Annotated in this window: 18 protein-coding genes; 15 read left to right on the top strand and 3 right to left on the bottom strand. The window is 72.9% G+C overall.

Annotated elements, in window-relative coordinates; translation table 11 throughout:
- The first annotated feature begins 88 nt into the window (after positions 1–88).
- Entirely contained in the window at positions 89–502 is a 414-nt protein-coding gene (locus BSZ37_RS20760; protein ID WP_179299807.1) for a four-helix bundle copper-binding protein, read from the top strand.
- Between the two features lie 49 nt (positions 503–551).
- On the opposite strand, the gene BSZ37_RS20765 is transcribed toward BSZ37_RS20760, so the two are convergent.
- From BSZ37_RS20765 to BSZ37_RS20770, 3 genes are all read right to left on the bottom strand, one after another.
- Positions 552–2,087 (bottom strand): FAD-dependent oxidoreductase, encoded by a 1,536-nt coding sequence (locus BSZ37_RS20765; RefSeq protein ID WP_179299808.1) that lies wholly within the window; start codon positions 2,085–2,087, stop codon positions 552–554.
- A 44-nt stretch (positions 2,088–2,131) separates the two neighbouring features.
- Complete coding sequence (locus tag BSZ37_RS22260; RefSeq protein ID WP_218830613.1) at positions 2,132–2,497, bottom strand: hypothetical protein; 366 nt, start codon at positions 2,495–2,497, stop codon at positions 2,132–2,134.
- Positions 2,498–2,653: 156 nt separating this feature from the next.
- Positions 2,654–3,520 (bottom strand): DUF305 domain-containing protein, encoded by an 867-nt coding sequence (locus tag BSZ37_RS20770; protein WP_095512596.1) that lies wholly within the window; start codon positions 3,518–3,520, stop codon positions 2,654–2,656.
- Between the two features lie 393 nt (positions 3,521–3,913).
- On the opposite strand from BSZ37_RS20770, the gene BSZ37_RS20775 reads away from it, so the two are divergent.
- From BSZ37_RS20775 to BSZ37_RS20845, 14 genes are all read left to right on the top strand, one after another.
- Positions 3,914–4,327, top strand: coding sequence for a hypothetical protein (locus BSZ37_RS20775; RefSeq protein ID WP_095512597.1), 414 nt, complete (start codon positions 3,914–3,916; stop codon positions 4,325–4,327).
- Positions 4,328–4,563: 236 nt separating this feature from the next.
- The gene (locus tag BSZ37_RS20780) at positions 4,564–5,184 is read left to right on the top strand and encodes an RNA polymerase sigma factor (protein WP_095512598.1); all 621 of its coding nucleotides are present in this window, start codon (positions 4,564–4,566) and stop codon (positions 5,182–5,184) included.
- Between the two features lie 81 nt (positions 5,185–5,265).
- Positions 5,266–5,973, top strand: coding sequence for a methyltransferase family protein (locus BSZ37_RS20785; RefSeq protein ID WP_095512599.1), 708 nt, complete (start codon positions 5,266–5,268; stop codon positions 5,971–5,973).
- Positions 5,966–6,607: a hypothetical protein gene (locus BSZ37_RS20790; protein ID WP_095512600.1), complete on the top strand. Its 642-nt coding sequence runs from the start codon at positions 5,966–5,968 to the stop codon at positions 6,605–6,607. The genes BSZ37_RS20785 and BSZ37_RS20790 overlap by 8 nt, the downstream gene beginning before the upstream one ends.
- Entirely contained in the window at positions 6,597–7,346 is a 750-nt protein-coding gene (locus BSZ37_RS20795; protein ID WP_095512601.1) for an SDR family NAD(P)-dependent oxidoreductase, read from the top strand. The genes BSZ37_RS20790 and BSZ37_RS20795 overlap by 11 nt, the downstream gene beginning before the upstream one ends.
- A 14-nt stretch (positions 7,347–7,360) precedes the next feature.
- Positions 7,361–8,098, top strand: a complete 738-nt coding sequence (locus BSZ37_RS20800) for a hypothetical protein (RefSeq protein ID WP_143537783.1) — start codon at positions 7,361–7,363, stop codon at positions 8,096–8,098.
- A 95-nt stretch (positions 8,099–8,193) separates the two neighbouring features.
- The gene (gene cfa, locus BSZ37_RS20805) at positions 8,194–9,366 is read left to right on the top strand and encodes a cyclopropane fatty acyl phospholipid synthase (RefSeq protein WP_095512628.1); all 1,173 of its coding nucleotides are present in this window, start codon (positions 8,194–8,196) and stop codon (positions 9,364–9,366) included.
- Between the two features lie 42 nt (positions 9,367–9,408).
- Positions 9,409–11,604 carry a copper-translocating P-type ATPase gene (locus BSZ37_RS20810; RefSeq protein WP_218830615.1) on the top strand — a complete coding sequence of 732 codons (2,196 nt, stop codon included), beginning with the start codon at positions 9,409–9,411 and terminating at the stop codon, positions 11,602–11,604.
- 4 nt (positions 11,605–11,608) lie between these two features.
- Entirely contained in the window at positions 11,609–12,787 is a 1,179-nt protein-coding gene (locus BSZ37_RS21695; protein ID WP_143537784.1) for an NAD(P)/FAD-dependent oxidoreductase, read from the top strand.
- A gap of 2 nt (positions 12,788–12,789) precedes the next feature.
- The gene (locus BSZ37_RS20820) at positions 12,790–13,428 is read left to right on the top strand and encodes an SLOG cluster 4 domain-containing protein (protein ID WP_218830616.1); all 639 of its coding nucleotides are present in this window, start codon (positions 12,790–12,792) and stop codon (positions 13,426–13,428) included.
- A 10-nt stretch (positions 13,429–13,438) separates the two neighbouring features.
- Positions 13,439–14,830, top strand: a complete 1,392-nt coding sequence (locus BSZ37_RS20825) for a site-2 protease family protein (RefSeq protein WP_143537785.1) — start codon at positions 13,439–13,441, stop codon at positions 14,828–14,830.
- A gap of 14 nt (positions 14,831–14,844) precedes the next feature.
- Positions 14,845–15,795, top strand: coding sequence for a patatin-like phospholipase family protein (locus tag BSZ37_RS20830; protein WP_095512604.1), 951 nt, complete (start codon positions 14,845–14,847; stop codon positions 15,793–15,795).
- 212 nt (positions 15,796–16,007) lie between these two features.
- Positions 16,008–16,322 carry a DUF5676 family membrane protein gene (locus BSZ37_RS20840; protein WP_095512606.1) on the top strand — a complete coding sequence of 105 codons (315 nt, stop codon included), beginning with the start codon at positions 16,008–16,010 and terminating at the stop codon, positions 16,320–16,322.
- 52 nt (positions 16,323–16,374) lie between these two features.
- Complete coding sequence (locus BSZ37_RS20845; RefSeq protein ID WP_095512607.1) at positions 16,375–17,412, top strand: cation diffusion facilitator family transporter; 1,038 nt, start codon at positions 16,375–16,377, stop codon at positions 17,410–17,412.
- The last annotated feature ends 1 nt before the right edge of the window (position 17,413 follow it).

Raw genomic sequence — 17,413 nt, forward strand, 5'->3', positions numbered from 1 at the left:
CTGGGGCGGTCGGCCGTGAAAGCGCCGACCGTAGATCGTCGCTCCGCACACTCTGCGGGTCCCCTCTCATCCCACACCTCACGCTCCCATGCGCACCCAGGACATCCTCTCCACCCACCCGAACCCGTCCCAGAACCTCGACGCCATCGTCGCCCTCGTCAACGCCGCCTTCGCCTGCGAGCAGTGTTGTACGAGCTGCGCTGACGCCTGCCTCGGCGAGGACTCGGACATGGACCTGACGTACTGCATCCGGACGAACCTCGACTGCGCCGACATCTGCGCGACGACGGGGCGGGCCGTCTCGCGGATGACCGAGCCGAACACCCAACTCCTCCGGTCTCAGCTCGAGGCCTGCCGCGTGGCATGCGACGCCTGCGCCGACGAGTGCGCCAAGCACGCGGACATGCACGACCACTGCCGCGTGTGCATGGAGTGCTGCCGCGAGTGCTCGAAGGCCTGCCAGTCGCTCCTGAGCGCGATGCCGCAGGGCGCGATGGCCTAAGCCCCCGGCGCTCCCCCGACGGCCTCAGGGCAGACGGGGGAGCGCCGAGCTAGCGCGCCTCGCTTCCACCGAGCGCCTTCCGCTCGAGGGGCTGGAGGGCGGGGCCGTGGAGCACGCGGCCGTCCACGTCGAAGCGCGAGCCGTGACACGGGCAGTCCCACGAGCGCTCGGCCGGGTTCCACGTCACGTGGCAGCCGAGGTGGGTACACGTGAGCGAGACGGCGTGGAGCTGCCCCTCCGCGTCGCGGTACGCCCCGACGCGCTCGCCGCCGACGTCCACCACGGCCCCCTCGTCCGGCCCTAGCTCGGCGGGGTCTTTCCCCACGAGGTGCCGGATGCGGTCGCCGACGAAGCGGGCGGCCACGTTGAGGTTCTCCTCGACGAACGTCGCCGCCGACTCCGCGCGGTTCGCGTCGAACGTCGAGGCCCACAGGTTCGGCACGCCGGCGATGCCGTCGGCGATGATCGCCGCGGCGGCCGTCCCGTTCGACAGCCCCCACTTGTTGAACCCCGTCGCGACCCACACGCGCCCGTCCCCGAAGGGGAGCTTCCCGACGTAGGGCAGGCCGTCGACGGGGACGTAGTCGTGCGCGCTCCAGCGGTAGGCGACGGTCTCGACCGCGTAGTGCTCGCGCGCCCACCGCTCGATCTCGTCGTAGCACCCTGTCGTGTCGGGCTCCTGCCCCGCCTTGTGGCTCGCCCCGCCGAGGACGAGGTAGCGCCCGCCCTCGGCGCTGCGGAGCGTCCGCGTCTGGCCGCCGACGCCGAGGTACATCCCCTCTGGCGCCCCGACGGGGGCCTCGTCCCCGACCTCGACGGCGAGGAGGTAGGAGCGCGACGGCGACACCTTCGCGAAGAACCCGCCCCGGTCGAGGAACGGGATCTGCGTGGCAAGGACGACCTGATTGGCCTCTACGGCCCCGCCGCTCTCGACGGTGCAGACCCCGGCCGAGGCGTCGACGTCCACGACCCTGCTGTGCTCGAACACCCGGCTGCCGTCGCCGTCGACGGCCGCGGCGAGCGCGAGCCCGTAGCGCCGGGCGTGGAACTGCCCCTGCCCCTCGACCCGGACCGCACCGAGGACCTCGAACGGGAGCTCGGTCTCGGTCGTGAACGAGGCCGGGAGCCCCGCCGCCTGCGCCGCCTCGACCTCCTCCTCGACGCGGGGCAGCGTCTTCTCGTCGGTCGTGTAGGTGTAGGCCGGCCCGCGCCGCCAGTCGCACTCGATCCCGAGCTCGTCCACGAACCCGGCCACGAGCGCGATCGCCGCCTCGTTCGCCTCGGCGTAGATGCGCGCCGTCGTCGCGCCGAAGTCCGCGCGGAGCTCGCGGTAGGTGAGGCCGTGGAGCGAGGAGACCTTACCCGTCGTGTAGGCCGTGACGCCGGCGCAGACGCGGCCCGCCTCGACGAGGGCCACGCGCGCGCCGCTCCGCTTGAGGAGGAGCGCCGTCGTGAGACCAGCGATCCCCGCACCGACGACGGCGACGTCCACCTCGACCCGTTCGTCGGGGGCGAGGGCGGGGTACCCGACGCCGGAGGCGGTGGCGAGCCAGAGGGAGGGGTTGGGGACGTCGGTGCGGGACATAAGGGGCCAGAGTGAGGGGAGAGCGGAACCGACGCGAGAGAGCCTCAGCGGGTGACCTCCTCGACGCGCGTCGTGGACATCGCCTCCCCGTCCGGCTCCCGCAAGACGCGGAGCCGGATGCCCGCAGCGCGACTGCTGGCGCGGACGGCGTCGAGGACGAGCGGGGTCGCCGTGGGGTCGAGGAGGGCGACACGCCCGTCCTCCGAGACGAGGCCGAACCCGCTCTCGACACAGTGCCCTTTGAGAGCGCGGAGGGACCCGTGCGATTCGCCCGGCCCCATCGCCGCCGCGTCGGCGGCGCTGCCCCAGAACGGGAGCCCTGCGCGGTAGAACGCCTGCCCCGACCGGAAGACGGCGCAGTTCTCGATGACTGGGAGGCAGACCATCCCGGTCTGGAGCGAGAACACCATGTGCATCCATTCCTTCGCCCCCGCCGGGCCGGGGCAGACCGGCTCGAAGGCCGAGGTCAGCTTCGCGGGCGGGTTCACGGTCGGGCGGCCGGTCTCGTGACGTTCTTCATGGGGAGACCTCAGGGGCTGATGAGAGGGGGGGGACGTCGAGGAGGGCTACCGCACCACGACGGACTCGGTCACCGGGCGGCCCCCCTCGGCGAGGGGTTGGTCGGGCGTCCCAGCGCCCCCGAACTCGAACCGGCCGATCTCGCCGGTGTCGTCGTGGAGCATGACAGCGAGCGCCGTGCCAGACGAGACCGGTCCGCCGAGGTCGACCGGCACCCGCTCCGTGGTCCCGTGCTGGACGAACGCGCGCCCGAGGACCCGGGACACGTCCGGACCGCCGTCGCCGCCGGCCGGGTGGACCACGACCCACCCGTCGGAGACGACCTTGACCGAGTCCACGACGAGGACGTCGCCGACGAGCCGGGCGCCCGAGGTGAAGAGGGCCGGGGCGCCGGGGACCGGCCCGGTCTTGTCCACCGACCCGCCCTCGACGGGGGGGACGTCCGGCTCCAGGTCCGCGCTCTCGTAGTCGGAGCCCTCGAGGTCGCCGATGAGCGCCTCCATCTCGGCGATCTCGCGCCGCTGGGCCAGGATGATCTCGTCGGCCAGTCGTCGGACGCGCGGGTCCGAGATGTTGGCCCGCTCGCTCGTCAGGATGGCGAGCGAGTGGTGCGGGATCATCTGCTCCATCCACGCCACGTCGCCCACGACGGCCTGGGCCCGGAACACCCAGAGCGCCGCGATGAACACGACGGCGCTCCCGGCGAAGATGGCGACGTTCTTCTTCTTGTCGCTGTACATCTTCAGCATGAACGCCAGCATGATCACGGCCATCGTGGCGCCCATGTAGATCGCCATGAGGGTCTTCGTGCTGCTGAACCAGACGTGGTCTAGGCTGAACACCGTGGAGTACATGAGGATGAACATCGCCAGCGTCGACGCGGCGATCATGGCGAAGAACCGTCCGTAAGACATGGTAGGTGTAGGGTCGGGAGAGGGGAGAGGGGACTCGGCGGCGGGGCCGAAACCGCAAGCGGGGTCTACCCCTGCAAACCCACTGTGGGCGGATCGGATCGACCGGCTGCGGGAACCTGAGCGTCTTTTAAGGTGCCCCCACGAGGCCGGTGCGTCGCCGTGTGGGACCCGGCGCCACCGCGCCGCGCCAGCGTCTCGACGACAGGGCTTCCCCCGAGCCCCGACGATTCAGCGGGCGACCTGAGTGGATTTTAAGGGCGCACTCAGGTTCCGTACGGGTGCGTTGCCTGATGTTGGAGGCACCAGATCGACCTCCACGCTGGGGCGTCGTTTCGGGGAGGCGCCCTCTGTTGCCTGCCCTCACGGAGGAGCCTCGGCAGCCCCGACCGACCCATGCGCGTCCGGATCACACGCCTCCTCCTTCTCGGTCTCCTCGTCGCGGCCGTCGCCTGGCTCCTCCTGGGCACCAACGACGCTCCCGCCCCCGACAGGACCGCCCGCGCCCGGCCCGCCGAGCCCCGCGCCGTGCTCGTCACGCCCGACGCCGAGCGCCTCCCACACAAGCCGGGCGTGCTGGCGGTGACCCTCGTCGAGGGCGTCGTCCCGCCCTCTGCCGTAGAGGCGCGAGTTCTCACCGACGAGGACTGCGCCCCCGACACCGTCGGCGTCTCCCGGTGCCTCAACCGTCTCGTCGTGGCCGGCCGCGAGGTGGCGGTGTGGCACCCCCACCGCATGAACGAGGTGGCGTGCCTGCGTCCGGGCGAGACCGTGCGCCTGGTAGACCGCGCGATCTACGACGCGATGTGACGCCTGCGGCCGGGGCCGTGCGGCGGCCGGAGGGCTCCACCACGCCCTCTCCCGGTGCCTACCCCGCTGCGGAGCGTCCTCTGCACCCTCCAGCCCGTCCCCCGATGTCCTACAGGGAGATCAGCGCGCCCACCCCGGTCTGGTCCCCCGCCAGCTCCGGCCCCTCGTGGCGAGACCGGCCCCCGGGGCTCGCAACTGTAATCACTCGCGCCTCCCGGCGTCCCTACAGGTAGACGATGACCGAACCGCAGACAGACGCCGCTCCTCACGCGCTCGTCGAGGCCCACCTCGTCGCGGGCAGGGCCTACCTGCTCGCCTACGTCGCCTCCCGCGTGAACGACCCCGCCCTCGCCGAAGACGTCGTGCAAGACAGCCTGCTCCGAGCCCTCCGCGCCGCCCCCGACCTCCGGGACGAGGAGAAGCTCGTCCCGTGGTTCCGCCGCATCGTCCAGAACGCCATCGCCGACGTGTACCGGAGGCGTGAGCGGGAGGCCGCGTCTCTCGAACGCTACCGCCACGAGCGGGAAGGCGCCGTGCCTCCCACGGAGGACGAGGCGCTCTGCCTCTGTTTCCAGGCGCTCCTCCCGACGCTCAAGGCCGAGTACCGCGTGCTGATCGAGGCGCTCGAGCTGGAGGGGCGCGACCCCGACGCCGTCGCCCGCGAGCTCGGCATCACCCGAGGCAACCTCAACGTGCGGCGCCACCGCGCCCGCCGCCAGCTCCGCGAGCGGCTGGAGGCGCTGTGCACGGCGTGCCCCGACCACGGCTTCCACGCCTGCGACTGCCCGCCCGCACCGGGCGTGTCGCCCGGCGACCGTGTAGGGGCCGCCCCCGCACCGCCGCCCTCCTCCCCATGACGGGGCCACCCCCAGCCCCCTCGCGCCCGTCGGCCCCTTCGGACCGGATCCTAAGCCCTTCGCTCCACCGCGCCCCCACGCATGAACGGACCCTACGACTACGGATACTGGCTGGTGGCCGTCGTGATGTCGGCCGTCTTCGTCGCCTTCGCCTTCAGCTTCACGCGCCCGAAGAACTGGCGCGACTGGCGCTCCTTCGGGGCGTTCTCGGCCTTCGTCGTGGCGCTCTTCGCGGAGATGTACGGGTTCCCGCTGACGATCTACCTCCTCTCGGGGTGGCTCGGGAGCCGGTACCCCGGCCTCGACCTCTTCGCCCACGACAGCGGGCACCTCTGGCAGACCCTCTTCGGGATCGGGGAGGGGAGCCCGTGGGCGGCCCACTTCAACGTGCTCCACGTGCTGAGCAACGTGCTCATCGGCGGCGGCGTCCTCGTGGTCATGAGCGCCTGGCGCGTGCTCTACCAGGCGCAGCGGGACGGCCGCCTGGCGACGACGGGGCTCTACGCGCGCGTCCGCCACCCGCAGTACGTCGGGTTCGTGGCGGTCCTCTTCGGCTTCCTCGTGCAGTGGCCCACCCTCCTCACGCTGGCGATGTTCCCCGTGCTGGTCTGGAGGTACGCCCGGCTCGCGCGCATCGAGGAGCGCGAGGTCCGCAAGCGCTTCGGCGCGGCCTACGACGCCTACGCGGCCCAGGTCCCCCGCTTCGTCCCCCGCCCGGGCGTCCGCTACGACGGGCCGCCGCCGGAGCCGCCCGGCAAGGAGCGCCAGCCCGAGGTGACCTATGGATAACGCCGTCGCCCTCGTCCGAGCCTACCTCCACGTCAACGGCTACTTCACCGTCACGGAGTACCCCGTCCTCGAGGCCGCCCGGCACGGCGGCTACCGCACCGTCACCGACCTCGACGTGCTGGCCGTCCGGTTCCCCGGGGCGGGCCGCCGCGTGCTCGGGCGGGGGGGGCGGCACCGGTTCGAGACGGACCCGGCCCTGCGCGCTCCCGCCGACCGCCCCGACATGCTGGTGGCGGAGGTGAAGGAGGGGCGGGGGCGCTTCAACGAGGCCACGCTCGACGCGGCCGTGATCGAGGCGGCCCTGGCCCGGTTCGGGTGCGCCGGCCCGGACGAGGCCGCCCCCGCCGCGCAGGAGCTGCTCCGCCGGGGCACCGCCCAGCTCACGGCCGGCCACCAGGTCCGCCTGGCCGTCTTCTCCTCCGACGGCGCGCGCAGCCACCCGGCCCCCCTCGCGCTCTCGCTCGGGCACATGGCCGGGTTCGTCCAGGACCACCTCCGCGCGCACTGGGACGTCCTCCACCACGCGCAGTCGCGGGACCCCGCGCTCGGGTTCCTGATGATGCTCGAAAAGGCCGCCCGCATGCGACCGACCCCTCCTTCGTCCACCCCCAGCCTCGCCTCCCATGACTCGTGATTCCGTCGCCCTCGTCACCGGTGCCGCCTCCGGCATCGGCCGCGCCATCGCCCTCCGCTACGCCCGCGACGGGTTCCGCGTCGTCGTCTCCGACGTGGACGAGGCCGGTGGACGGGAGACCGTGCAGAAGATCGAGGAGGGCGGGGGAGGGGCCCTCTTCGTCTCGGCCGACGTGTCGGACCCGGCCGCCTGCGAGGCCCTCGTCGCCGAGACCGTCCGCGCCTTCGGCCGGCTCGACGTCGCCTGCAACAACGCCGGCATCGGCGGGGAGCAGGCCCCGACGGCGGACTACCCCGTCGAGGCGTGGCAGCGCGTGCTCGCCGTCAACCTCTCGGGCGTCTTCTACGGCATGAAGGCCCAGATCCCGGCGCTGCGCGAGGCCGGCGGCGGGGCCATCGTCAACGTGGCCTCGATCCTCGGGCAGGTCGGGTTCGCCGGTGCCCCGGCCTACGTCGCCGCCAAGCACGGCGTCGTGGGGCTCACCAAGACCGCCGCCATCGAGCTGGCGGCCGAGGGCATCCGGGTCAACGCCGTCGGCCCCGCCTTCATCGAGACGCCCATGATCTCGGCGCTCGAGGAGGACCCCGAGACGCTCGCCATGCTCGTCGGCCTCCACCCCGCGGGGCGGCTGGGCACGCCGGACGAGGTCGCGGCCCTCGTCGCGTGGCTCTCGTCCGCCGAGGCCTCGTTCGTCACCGGGGCCTACTACCCCGTCGACGGCGGGTACCTCGCACGGTGAACCCCCTCCGCCTCATGACGCCGCTCACCCCGAACCCGTTCTGCCGGCCCCCGGCCCGCGCGACGCGGACCGCGCTCGCCGCCCTCGCGCTGAGCCTGGGCGCGTCGGCGGTGGCCGCTCAGCAGATGCCGCTCGCCCTCGTCGAGGGCAGCCGCTACACGCGCCGCACCGTCGACGCCCAGGGAGCGGAGGGCGCGTGCCAGACCCTGGAGGTCGGCGCCGTCGTCGTCACCGGCGAGGAGATGGCGGCGACGCTCACGGTGCGGCCCTGCGACGGGGACGCCGCCGACGCGTCCGAGACCACGATTCGGTGCCGGGTCGACGAGGCGGGCATGGTGATGAACGTCGTCGCGCTCCTCGGCCCCGAGGGCCGAGACCTCGCGCTGCGCGTGACGGGCGACGCGCTCCTCTACCCCGGCCCGCCGGCCGAGCGCGTCGCCCTCGACGACGTGACGCTGGAGGCCGACGTCGTGCGCGGCACGCTCGGCTTCCTCGGCGGGAGGAGCCGCGTCGATTTCCAGAGCCGCGTGGCCCGGCCCTCGGCCACCGACGCGCCTGCCGGGGCCTACACCGTCACCGAGACGGTCCGCCTGCGGGCCTACGTCCTCGGGGTCCGGGTCAAGAACGCCCGCTACCGGGCCGAGGAGACGCTCCTCCCCGGCGGCGGCCTCGTCCGGCAGGTCCTCACGTCCTCGGACGGGGGCTCCGTCGTGCTCGCCCTCGCGGACGGACCCCGCCAGTCCCTCCCGTGAAGCCCACCTCTCACACCTACCCCTCCAACGGGTCTGGCCGCTCCGCCGCCGACCGTGCCGTGGTCGCCCCCGTACGGGCGGACGGTGGATCTCGACTGCCAACCCTCGAACCCACCCGTCCCGTCCGCCACCGGGGCACCTCCCCGGCCCACTGCGTCGTCCTCGAGCTGGCGGCCCACACGGGCCTCACCATCGACGGCCCCAACCCGTGGGACCCCCAGGTCCACGACGACCGCTTCTACCGCCGCGTCGTCCGCGGCGGCTCGCTCGGCCTCGGCGAGAGCTACGTGGACGGGTGGTGGGACGCCGAGCGCCTCGACGAGACGTTCTGCCGCCTGCTCCGCCCGGACGCCCGCGCGGCCGTCCGGCGGGCGATTCGCAGCCCGCGGGTGCTCCTCCCGGCGATCGCGGCGGCCCTCGCGGGCAGGGCACGGCCGTCGAAGGCGTTCGAGGTCGGCGAGCGCCACTACGACCTCGGCAACGACCTCTTCGAGGCCATGCTCGACCGCCGCATGGTCTACACCTGCGCGTACTGGGGCGGGGCCGACACGCTCGACGCGGCGCAGGAGGCCAAGCTCGACCTCGTCTGCCGCAAGATCGGGCTGAGGCCGGGCGACCGCGTCCTCGACGTCGGGTGCGGCTGGGGGAGCTTCCTCGCCTTCGCGGCCGAGCGCTACGGCGCGCACGGCGTCGGCGTCACCGTCTCGGAGGAGCAGGTGGCCCTCGCCCGCGAGCGGCTGGCGGGCCTCCCCGTCGAGGTCCGGCTCCAGGACTACCGGGACATCGACCCGTCCGAGTCGTTCGACCACGTCGTCTCGCTCGGGATGTTCGAGCACGTCGGCGTCGAGAGCTACCGGACGTTCATGCGGGTCGTCGCGCGCCACCTCAAGGACGACGGGCTCTTCTTGCTCCACACCATCGGCGGCAACCACTCCGTCCGCTCGACTGACCCGTGGATCGGGAAATACATCTTCCCGAACTCGATGCTCCCCTCCATCCGCCAGATCGGGCGGGCGACGGAGGGGCTGTTCGTGGTGGAGGACTGGCACAACCTCGGTGCCCACTACGACCGGACGCTGATGGCGTGGCACGAGAACGTCGAGCGGGCGTGGCCGTCGCTCCAGGACCGCTACGACGAGCGGTTCCGGCGGATGTGGACGTACTACCTCCTTCAGTGCGCCGGCCTGTTCCGGGCGCGTGGCGCCCAGCTCTGGCAGGTCGTGCTCTCCAAGAACGGGGTCCCCGGGGGCTTCGCGTCGGTCCGCTGACCATAACCCCCCAGTGCCTCCTCTCACCCCACCCATCTTCCCATGACCGATCCCTCCCACGACGAGCACACGCCGTCGCCCCCCGAGCACGCCGGCCACGAGCACGACCTCGCCGACCCGGTACCGTCGGGCGAGAAGCCCGGCCTCAAGCAGCAGGAGCTCCGCGACGCGGCCCAGGACGGCCCCCACGGCAGCCACGACGACGGCCGCCGCGGCCCCGTGGAGCACGCCCGACGGGGGCACGGCGGGCACGAAGGTCACAAGCCCGGCCACGGCGAGATGGGGCACGACCACCACGCCATGATGGTGGCCGACTTCCGGCGGCGCTTCTGGGTGTCGCTCGTCCTCTCGGTCCCGGTCCTCCTCTTCTCCCCGGCCATCCAGGCCTTCCTCCGCCTCGGCGACTCGCTCCGGTTCGCGGGGGACGGCCTCGTCGTCTTCGCCCTCTCGACGGTCGTCTATTTCTACGGCGGCTGGCCCTTCCTCAAGGGGTTCGTCTCGGAGGTCAAGAGCCGGCGGCCGGGCATGATGACGCTGATCTCCGTCGCCATCACGACGGCCTACGTTTACAGCGCCGCGGTCGTGTTCGGGCTCGACGGGATGCCGTTCTTCTGGGAGCTCGTCACCCTCATCGACGTGATGCTGGTGGGGCACTGGATCGAGATGAAGTCGGTGATGGGGGCCTCGAAGGCGCTCGAAGAGCTGGCCCGGCTGATGCCCTCCGAGGCCCACAAGCTGATGCCCGACGGGACCGTCCAGGACATCCCGCTCGACCAGCTCCAGCACGGCGACCGCGTCCTCGTCAAGCCCACCGAGAAGGTCCCCGCCGACGGCGCCGTCGTCGACGGCCAGACGTCGGTGAACGAGTCGATGCTGACGGGCGAGTCCGTCCCGGTCTCGAAGAAAGAGGGGAGCGCCGTCATCGGCGGCTCGATCAACGGCGAGGGCGCGATCACCGTCGAGGTCCAAAAAACGGGGGCCGAGAGCTTCCTCTCGCAGGTGATCGACCTCGTGCGCGAGGCGCAGGAGTCGAAGTCGAAGACGCAGGACCTCGCCAACCGCGCCGCGCTCTGGCTGACCGTCGTTGCGCTCGGCGGCGGCGCGCTGACGCTCTTCGTCTGGTCGCTCGTGATGGGCCAGAGCTTCGCCTTCGCCATCGAGCGGACCGTGACCGTGATGGTCATCGCGTGCCCCCACGCGCTCGGGCTCGCCATCCCGCTCGTCGTCGCCGTCTCGACGGCGATCTCGGCCCGCAACGGGCTCCTCATCCGCGACCGGACGGCCTTCGAGGCGGCCCGCAACCTCCAGGCCGTCATCTTCGACAAGACGGGCACGCTCACCGAGGGCCGCTTCGGGATCACCGACACGCTCGTCTTCGACGAGTCGCTGACCGAGGCGGCCGTCCTCCGTTTCGCCGCCGCCGTCGAGGCCCTCTCCGAGCACCCCATCGCGCAGGGGGTCGCCACCGCCGTCGAGCGGCCCCTGCCCGTGGAGGACTTCCGGGCCATCCCCGGCAAGGGGGTCGAGGGGACCGTCGAGGGCCGCTTCGTGCAGGTCGTGAGCCCCGGCTACGTCCGCGCCCAGGGGATCGCCATCGACGACCCGCGCTACGAGACGCTCTCGGCCCAGGGCAAGACCGTCGTCTTCGTCCTCCTCGACGGCCAGCTGGCGGGGGCCGTCGCCCTGGCCGACGTGATCCGGCCCGAGGCGCGCGGCGCCATCGCCGACCTCAAGGCGATGGGGATCCAGACCATGATGCTCACCGGCGACAACCGGAAGGTGGCCGCGTGGGTGGCCGAGGAGATCGGCCTCGACGACGTGTTCGCCGAGGTGCTCCCCAACGAGAAGTCGGACAAGGTCAAGGAGGTGCAGGCCAGCGGGCTCGCCGTCGCCATGACGGGCGACGGCGTCAACGACGCGCCGGCGCTGGCCCAGGCCGACGTCGGCATCGCCATCGGGGCCGGGACGGACGTGGCCGTCGAGACGGCCGACATCATCCTCGTACGGAGCAACCCCCAGGACGTCGCCACCATCGTCAAGCTCTCGCGGGCGACGTACCGCAAGATGATCCAGAATCTGTGGTGGGCCGCCGGCTACAACATCGTCGCGATCCCGCTGGCGGCGGGCGTGCTCTACAGCGCCGGCATCGTGCTCGGCCCGGCGATGGGCGCCGTGTTCATGTCGGCCAGCACGGTCATCGTCGCCGTCAACGCGCGCCTGCTCAAGATCGAGCGCTGATCCCATGGCACTCCCCACCGTCCACGTCATCGGGGCCGGGCCCGCCGGGCTGGCCGCCGCGCTCTACCTCGCCCGCGCGGGCCTGCGCCCCGTCGTGTTCGAGCAGGCCGCCGACGTCGGGGGCCGGTTCGACGGCGAGCTGCAGGTGCTCGAGAACTGGTCGTCCGAGGAGGACGCGGCGGCGGCCCTGGCCGGGTTCGGCGTCACGAGCGGCGTCCGCTTCGAGGCGGCCCGGGAGGTCACGTTCTACGGTCCCGAGCGCCGTCCCCACGCGCTCTCCGGGTCGCGACCGCTGTTCTACCTCGTCGAGCGCGGGCACCGCGTCGGCGCGCTCGACCGGAGTCTGAGGGACCAGGCGCTCTCGGCCGGGGCCGAGTTCCGCTTCGGCGAGCGCGTCACGCAGAGCGACGCCCGGCACGTCGTCGTGGCGACCGGCCCGCGCACGGCCGACGCCCGCGTCGAGCGCGTGGCCTTCGAGACCGACCACCCGGACGCCGTGCTCGGCTTCCTCGACGACCGCCTCGCCCCCGGCGGCTACGCCTCGCTCCTCGTGCGCGACGGCCGGGCGACGCTCTCGACCTGGCTCTTCGACCCGGCCGCCCAGGCCAGTAAGCCGGGGACCTACCTCGACCGGACCCTGGAGGCGGTCCGGCAGGTGACCGCGTGCGACGTGCGCGCGCCCCGCCGGAGCGGGGGCGTCGCCAGCTTCAGCGTGGCCCCGCCCTGGACCCGCAACGGCCGGCTCCGCTTCGTGGGCGAGCGGGCCGGGTTCCAGGACGCGCTCTGGGGCCTCGGGCTCCGCCACGCGCTGCTGTCGGGGGTGCTGGCCGCCCGCGCCATCGTCATGGGCGAGGACTACGACGCCCTCTGCCGGGAGCTCTTGGTGCCGGGCCTCGAGGTGGCCCTGGCGAACCGCGTCCTCCTCGGCCAGCTCCCGCCCGAGCGCTACGAGGCGGCGCTCGGCCGCGCAGCGTCCGGCAATCCCGTCGCCACCCTCCGACGGCTCTACTTGCCGACCCGCACCACGGCGGTGCTCCACGAGCTCGCCCGCTTCGAACCCCACCCGGCGCTCACCGAGCCGGCCTGTCACGGCGAGGACTGCCCGTGCCTCTGGTGCGAGCACGGCCCCGACGCCGCTGTGGCGGACGACCTCGGTGCTCACCCGGCGCCTGCCACGCCATGACGATGCCTGCCACACCCCCCCCGAACCCCCACGCCCCCGTCGGCGCCGTGCTGCGCGACCCCGCCACGGGCGCGCAGGTCCGCGTCGGCGTCATGGGCTCGGCGGCCGAGGTGCAAGACCCGGCCGTGGCCGCCCAGTGCCGGACGATCGGGCGGGTCCTCGCCGAGCGGGGGGCGTGCCTGCTCACCGGGGCCTGCCCCGGCCTCCCCCACGAGGCCGTCCTCGGAGCCTACGAGGCAGGCGGCCACGTCGTCGGGATCTCGCCGGCCACGTCGCTCCGCGAGCACGTCGAGACGTTCGCCTCGCCGTTCCGCGAGTACGGCGTCCTCGTCTACACCGGGCTGGGGCTCATGGGCCGCGAGCTCGTCAACATCCACAGCAGCGACATCGTGGTGGTGGTTGGGGGGCGCTCGGGAACCCTCGGCGAGTTCGCCATCGCCTACGAGGAGGGGAAGCTGATCGGGGTCCTGACCGGGACCGGCGGCATCACGGAGGTGCTCCCGGCTCTCGAGACCACGCTGTTCAAGGCCACCGGCGCCGAGGTGCTCTACGACGACGACCCGGCCACGCTCGTGGACCGCCTCCTGGAGCGCTACCTCGCCCAGGCCGCGAGCGCCCCAACCGCCGCCCCGTCTCGCTGACGCCGCCCCCATGCCGCACCCACATCCTTCCGAGCGCCCGCCGGCCCGCGGCCACGCCCTCCTGATGGTCGTGCTGTGCGTGCTTCCCTTCGCGCTCCTCGCCCTCGTCCTCACGAGCGCCGTGGCCGTCCCCGCGTGGCTCGTGCTCGGGGCGCTCGCGCTGTGCGTCGCCGTCATGCTGTTCGTTGCGCGTGAGCCGGCGGAGACCGGGGTGGAGCCGCACGACTCCGTTGAGGTGGTGCGAGAGGGGAGGGGGCCAGAGCGAGGCGTGCCCGAAGACCTCATCCTCCAGACGGTCGACGTCATCTACCCGCTGGCGCAGTACCGGCTGGAGGACCACTACGTCATCGAAGGCACCCTCTTGATGGAGCCGGACGCGGCCTACGCCGAGCTCGGCCGCCGCTTCGACGGCAGCGCGCTCGTTCCGCTCTTGCAGGAGACCGGCGAGGGCCGCCCCCGCCTCGTGCTGGCCCCGGTCGGGGCGCTCCCGGTCGGGGCGCTCCCGGCCCCCGCCCAGCGGCCCAGCCGGGCGTGGGTCCACCTCGCCCTCCTGCTCGCCACCCTCGCGACGACGACGTGGGCCGGGGCGGCGCACGGGGGCGTCGACCTCCTCGCCGAGCCCGGTCGGTTCGCCGTGGGACTGCCCTATGCCCTGGCCCTGCTCCTCATCCTTGGCGCCCACGAGCTCGGGCACTATTTCACCGCGCGGCGCCACGGCATCGCCGTCTCGCTCCCGTACTTCATCCCCATCCCGTTCGCGCTCGGGACCTTTGGGGCCTTCATCCGGATGCGGTCGCTCGCCGCCGACCGGCGGCAGATGTTCGACGTGGCCGTGGCAGGGCCACTGGCGGGCCTCGCCATCGCCGTCCCCGCGCTCCTCATTGGCCTCCAGCACTCCACCGTCGTGACGGGCCCGTCTGCGCCGGGCATGATGATGGGCGGGGCCGACGTGGGCTCGTCGGTGCTCTTCGCCTTCCTCGCCAAGGCGGCCCTCGGCGGGGCCGTGCTGGAGGGGCACCGGCTCGTGCTCCACCCCGTCGCCTTCGCCGGCTGGCTGGGCCTGCTCGTCACGGCGCTCAACCTCATCCCCGTCGGCCAGCTCGACGGGGGCCACCTCGTCCACGCCATGCTGGGGCACCGGGCGGCCCGCGTCGTGGGCGTCGTCGCGCTAGGGACGCTCGTCGTGCTGGGGCTCTTCGTGTGGAGCGGGCTCCTGGTGTGGGCGCTGCTCATCGTCCTCGTCGCCGGGACAACCGACGTGCCCCCGCTCAACGACGTGAGCCGCGTCGGCCAGGGCCGCATGGCGCTCGGGGCGGTCGCCCTCGCGCTCCTCCTCTTGATCCTCCTGCCCGTTCCGCGCGCGCTCTACGAGGCCTTCGGCATCCACAGCCCCTACCTGTAGGTCGGCCCTCTCTCATGCCCCCTCGCACTTCCCGACTCTCCACGCCCTCCCACCGGCCCTTTACGCTCGTGCTGGCCGGCGGCGGCGCGCGCGGCTTCGCCCACGTCGGCGTGCTCCGCGCGCTGGAGGCGGACGGCTACCGTCCGGCCGCCCTCGTAGGCGTCTCGATGGGGGCGGCGGTGAGCGTGGGCTACGCGCTCCGCGAGGACTGGTACCCGGCGCTCCTGGCGATGGACACGGGGGCGTTCCCGGCCCCCATGCCCACGGCCGAGCAGCAGCGCGACTCGCTCCGCCAGCGGCTCCGGGCTCGGCGGCTCGGCTTCCGGTTCGCCTACCGGCTCCTCACCGGCTGGGGTATCGGCACGCCCGCGCGCGAGGCCGGGCTCCAGGCCCTCCGCACGCTCACGCTCGGCCAGTCCCTCGAAGACGCCCGGGTGCCCGTCGCCGTCAGCACCACGGACCTCCGCGGCGGGCGGCGCCACGTGATCCGCACCGGGGACGCCGCCGAGGCGGTCTACGCGAGCGTGGCCCTCGCCGGTGTGCTCCCCCCGCTGGAGCGCGACGGCCTCCTGCTGGCCGACGGGGCCTACGCGGATCTCGCCCCCGTGGGCGTCGCCCGGGACATGGGTCCCCCCGTCGTGATCGCCGTCAACCCGGGGCAGGCCCTCGCGGGCGCCGAGGTCCGCAACGGCCTGCAAGCGCTCCGGCGCGCCACCGAGGTCTGCAACCTCAGCCACGCCGACGCCGGCTTCGAGCAGGCCGACCTGGTGCTCCGGCCCACGTTCCGCCGCACCATCGACACGCTCGACTTCGCGGCCCGCCGCGAGTGCGTGGCAGCGGGCGCCCGCGTCGTCCGCGGTCACCGCGCCGTCCTCGCGGCCCTTCTCGACCCCGAGGCCCCGCCGCTCCCGGCGGACTCGCCCTCTGCCCATCACCTGGTGAACCGCCATGGACTGGCTCGCTGAAAACTGGTTCTTCGTGCTCTTGTTCGTCGCCTTCATCGCGATGCACCTGTTCGGCCACGGCCACGGTGGGCACGGCCATGGGGGGCATGGAGGCCACGGTCGCGACCGGCCGGGGCCTCCTCCCGAGGACTCGCCTCGAGCCATCGGGGAGACGGCCCGGCACGCACACTGACCCGCGCCCCATTTCCTCCTTCCACCCGACCGAGACCGCCATGCTCAACCTGCGCCTGACCACCTGGGCAGCCGCCCTGTTCACGACGCTGAGCTACCTGCTCTGCGTCGTCTACGGGCTCGTCACGCCCGAGAGCGTCCATATGCACCAGTTTCTGGAAATCGTCCTCCCGGCGTTCGAGTGGATCGGCGTGGGCAGCTTCCTGCTGGGGCTGGCCGAGAGCTTCCTCTGGGGCGTCTACCTCGGGGGCGGGTTCGCCCTCATTTACAACGCGCTCTACCGCCGGTGGGGGACCCGAGACGCGGCGGGGCTCGGTCGGCCAGCGCCGAGCGGCCTCTACGATCCGTCGCGGTGACCTCCGGCTCGCCGCCGGTGCCGTGTCCCCTTCTGCGGCCCCCCTCCAAGCCATGACCCCCTCTCACACATCCTCTGGCGGCTCCGCCGGCCACGGCGTCCCGTCCGTCACCGCCGGGAACGCCCGCGCGCTCAAGATCTCCGGCCTCCTCACCGGCGTCTACTTCGTCGTCGAGCTCGGGATCGGGCTCTGGACCGGGTCGGTCTCCGTCACGTCCGACGCCTTCCACACGTTCTCGGCCGTCGGCGGCGTGCTCGTCGCCCTCGTGGCGGGCCGCTTCGCCGAGCGCCCGGCGACGGACCGCGCCTCCTACGGGCTCATCCGAGCCGAGATCGTGGGCGCGCTCTTCAACGGACTCTTCCTCCTCGGCATGGCCGTGCTCGTGCTGTGGATGGGCGCCATGCGGCTCCGCGACCCGATGGAGGTCGAGACCGGGCCGATGCTGTGGGCGGCGGCGGGCGGCCTCATCACCGAGGTCATCGCGCTGCGGCTGCTCTACGCCCGGCAGAAGGGCAACCTCAACATGCAGGGGGCCTTCTGGCACGTGATGCAGACGTTCGTCGGGAGCATCCTCATCATCGTGGCGGCCCTCGTGATCCGGTTCACGGGCTTCCTCGCCATCGACCCCATCCTGGGAATGGGCTTCGGGCTCGTGCTCGTGTGGGCCTCGTGGGGGATCATCCGCGGGTCCCTGCGGATCCTGCTCCAGGCCGTACCGGACGACCTCGACCTGGGCGCCGTCAAGGAGGCCGTCGAGCGCCTCGGCGGCGTGACGGAGGCGCACCACCTCCACGCCTGGGCACTCACCTCAGGCAAGAACGTCGTCTCGCTGCACGTCCTCGTCGAGGAGGGCACCGACACGCAGGCGCTCCAGCGCCGCGTCTTCGAACTCCTCCGCGACGACTTCGACGTGTACTTCTCGACGGTCCAGGTCGAGACGACCTGCCTTGAGCGGGGAGCGGCCCGCGAGATCGACGCGACGTGGGATGTCCCGAAGCCGCGGGCCGAGGCGACGCGCCCGGTCTCCGCCCTGGTGGTCACCGGGCCTAACTGGGTACCGCCGAACCACCAGCCCGGCTCGTCGCGGTAGC

It is taken from the genome of Rubrivirga marina (assembly GCF_002283365.1).
In the GTDB taxonomy this organism is placed as follows: domain Bacteria; phylum Bacteroidota; class Rhodothermia; order Rhodothermales; family Rubricoccaceae; genus Rubrivirga; species Rubrivirga marina.

Coding starts and splice junctions, on each gene's coding strand:
- BSZ37_RS20760 (WP_179299807.1), top strand. CDS start 89: ATGCGCACCCAGGACATCCTCTCCACCCACCCGAACCCGTCCCAGAAC.
- BSZ37_RS20765 (WP_179299808.1), bottom strand. CDS start 2,087: ATGTCCCGCACCGACGTCCCCAACCCCTCCCTCTGGCTCGCCACCGCC.
- BSZ37_RS22260 (WP_218830613.1), bottom strand. CDS start 2,497: ATGGTGTTCTCGCTCCAGACCGGGATGGTCTGCCTCCCAGTCATCGAG.
- BSZ37_RS20770 (WP_095512596.1), bottom strand. CDS start 3,520: ATGTCTTACGGACGGTTCTTCGCCATGATCGCCGCGTCGACGCTGGCG.
- BSZ37_RS20775 (WP_095512597.1), top strand. CDS start 3,914: ATGCGCGTCCGGATCACACGCCTCCTCCTTCTCGGTCTCCTCGTCGCG.
- BSZ37_RS20780 (WP_095512598.1), top strand. CDS start 4,564: ATGACCGAACCGCAGACAGACGCCGCTCCTCACGCGCTCGTCGAGGCC.
- BSZ37_RS20785 (WP_095512599.1), top strand. CDS start 5,266: ATGAACGGACCCTACGACTACGGATACTGGCTGGTGGCCGTCGTGATG.
- BSZ37_RS20790 (WP_095512600.1), top strand. CDS start 5,966: ATGGATAACGCCGTCGCCCTCGTCCGAGCCTACCTCCACGTCAACGGC.
- BSZ37_RS20795 (WP_095512601.1), top strand. CDS start 6,597: ATGACTCGTGATTCCGTCGCCCTCGTCACCGGTGCCGCCTCCGGCATC.
- BSZ37_RS20800 (WP_143537783.1), top strand. CDS start 7,361: ATGACGCCGCTCACCCCGAACCCGTTCTGCCGGCCCCCGGCCCGCGCG.
- BSZ37_RS20810 (WP_218830615.1), top strand. CDS start 9,409: ATGACCGATCCCTCCCACGACGAGCACACGCCGTCGCCCCCCGAGCAC.
- BSZ37_RS21695 (WP_143537784.1), top strand. CDS start 11,609: ATGGCACTCCCCACCGTCCACGTCATCGGGGCCGGGCCCGCCGGGCTG.
- BSZ37_RS20820 (WP_218830616.1), top strand. CDS start 12,790: ATGCCTGCCACACCCCCCCCGAACCCCCACGCCCCCGTCGGCGCCGTG.
- BSZ37_RS20825 (WP_143537785.1), top strand. CDS start 13,439: ATGCCGCACCCACATCCTTCCGAGCGCCCGCCGGCCCGCGGCCACGCC.
- BSZ37_RS20830 (WP_095512604.1), top strand. CDS start 14,845: ATGCCCCCTCGCACTTCCCGACTCTCCACGCCCTCCCACCGGCCCTTT.
- BSZ37_RS20840 (WP_095512606.1), top strand. CDS start 16,008: ATGCTCAACCTGCGCCTGACCACCTGGGCAGCCGCCCTGTTCACGACG.
- BSZ37_RS20845 (WP_095512607.1), top strand. CDS start 16,375: ATGACCCCCTCTCACACATCCTCTGGCGGCTCCGCCGGCCACGGCGTC.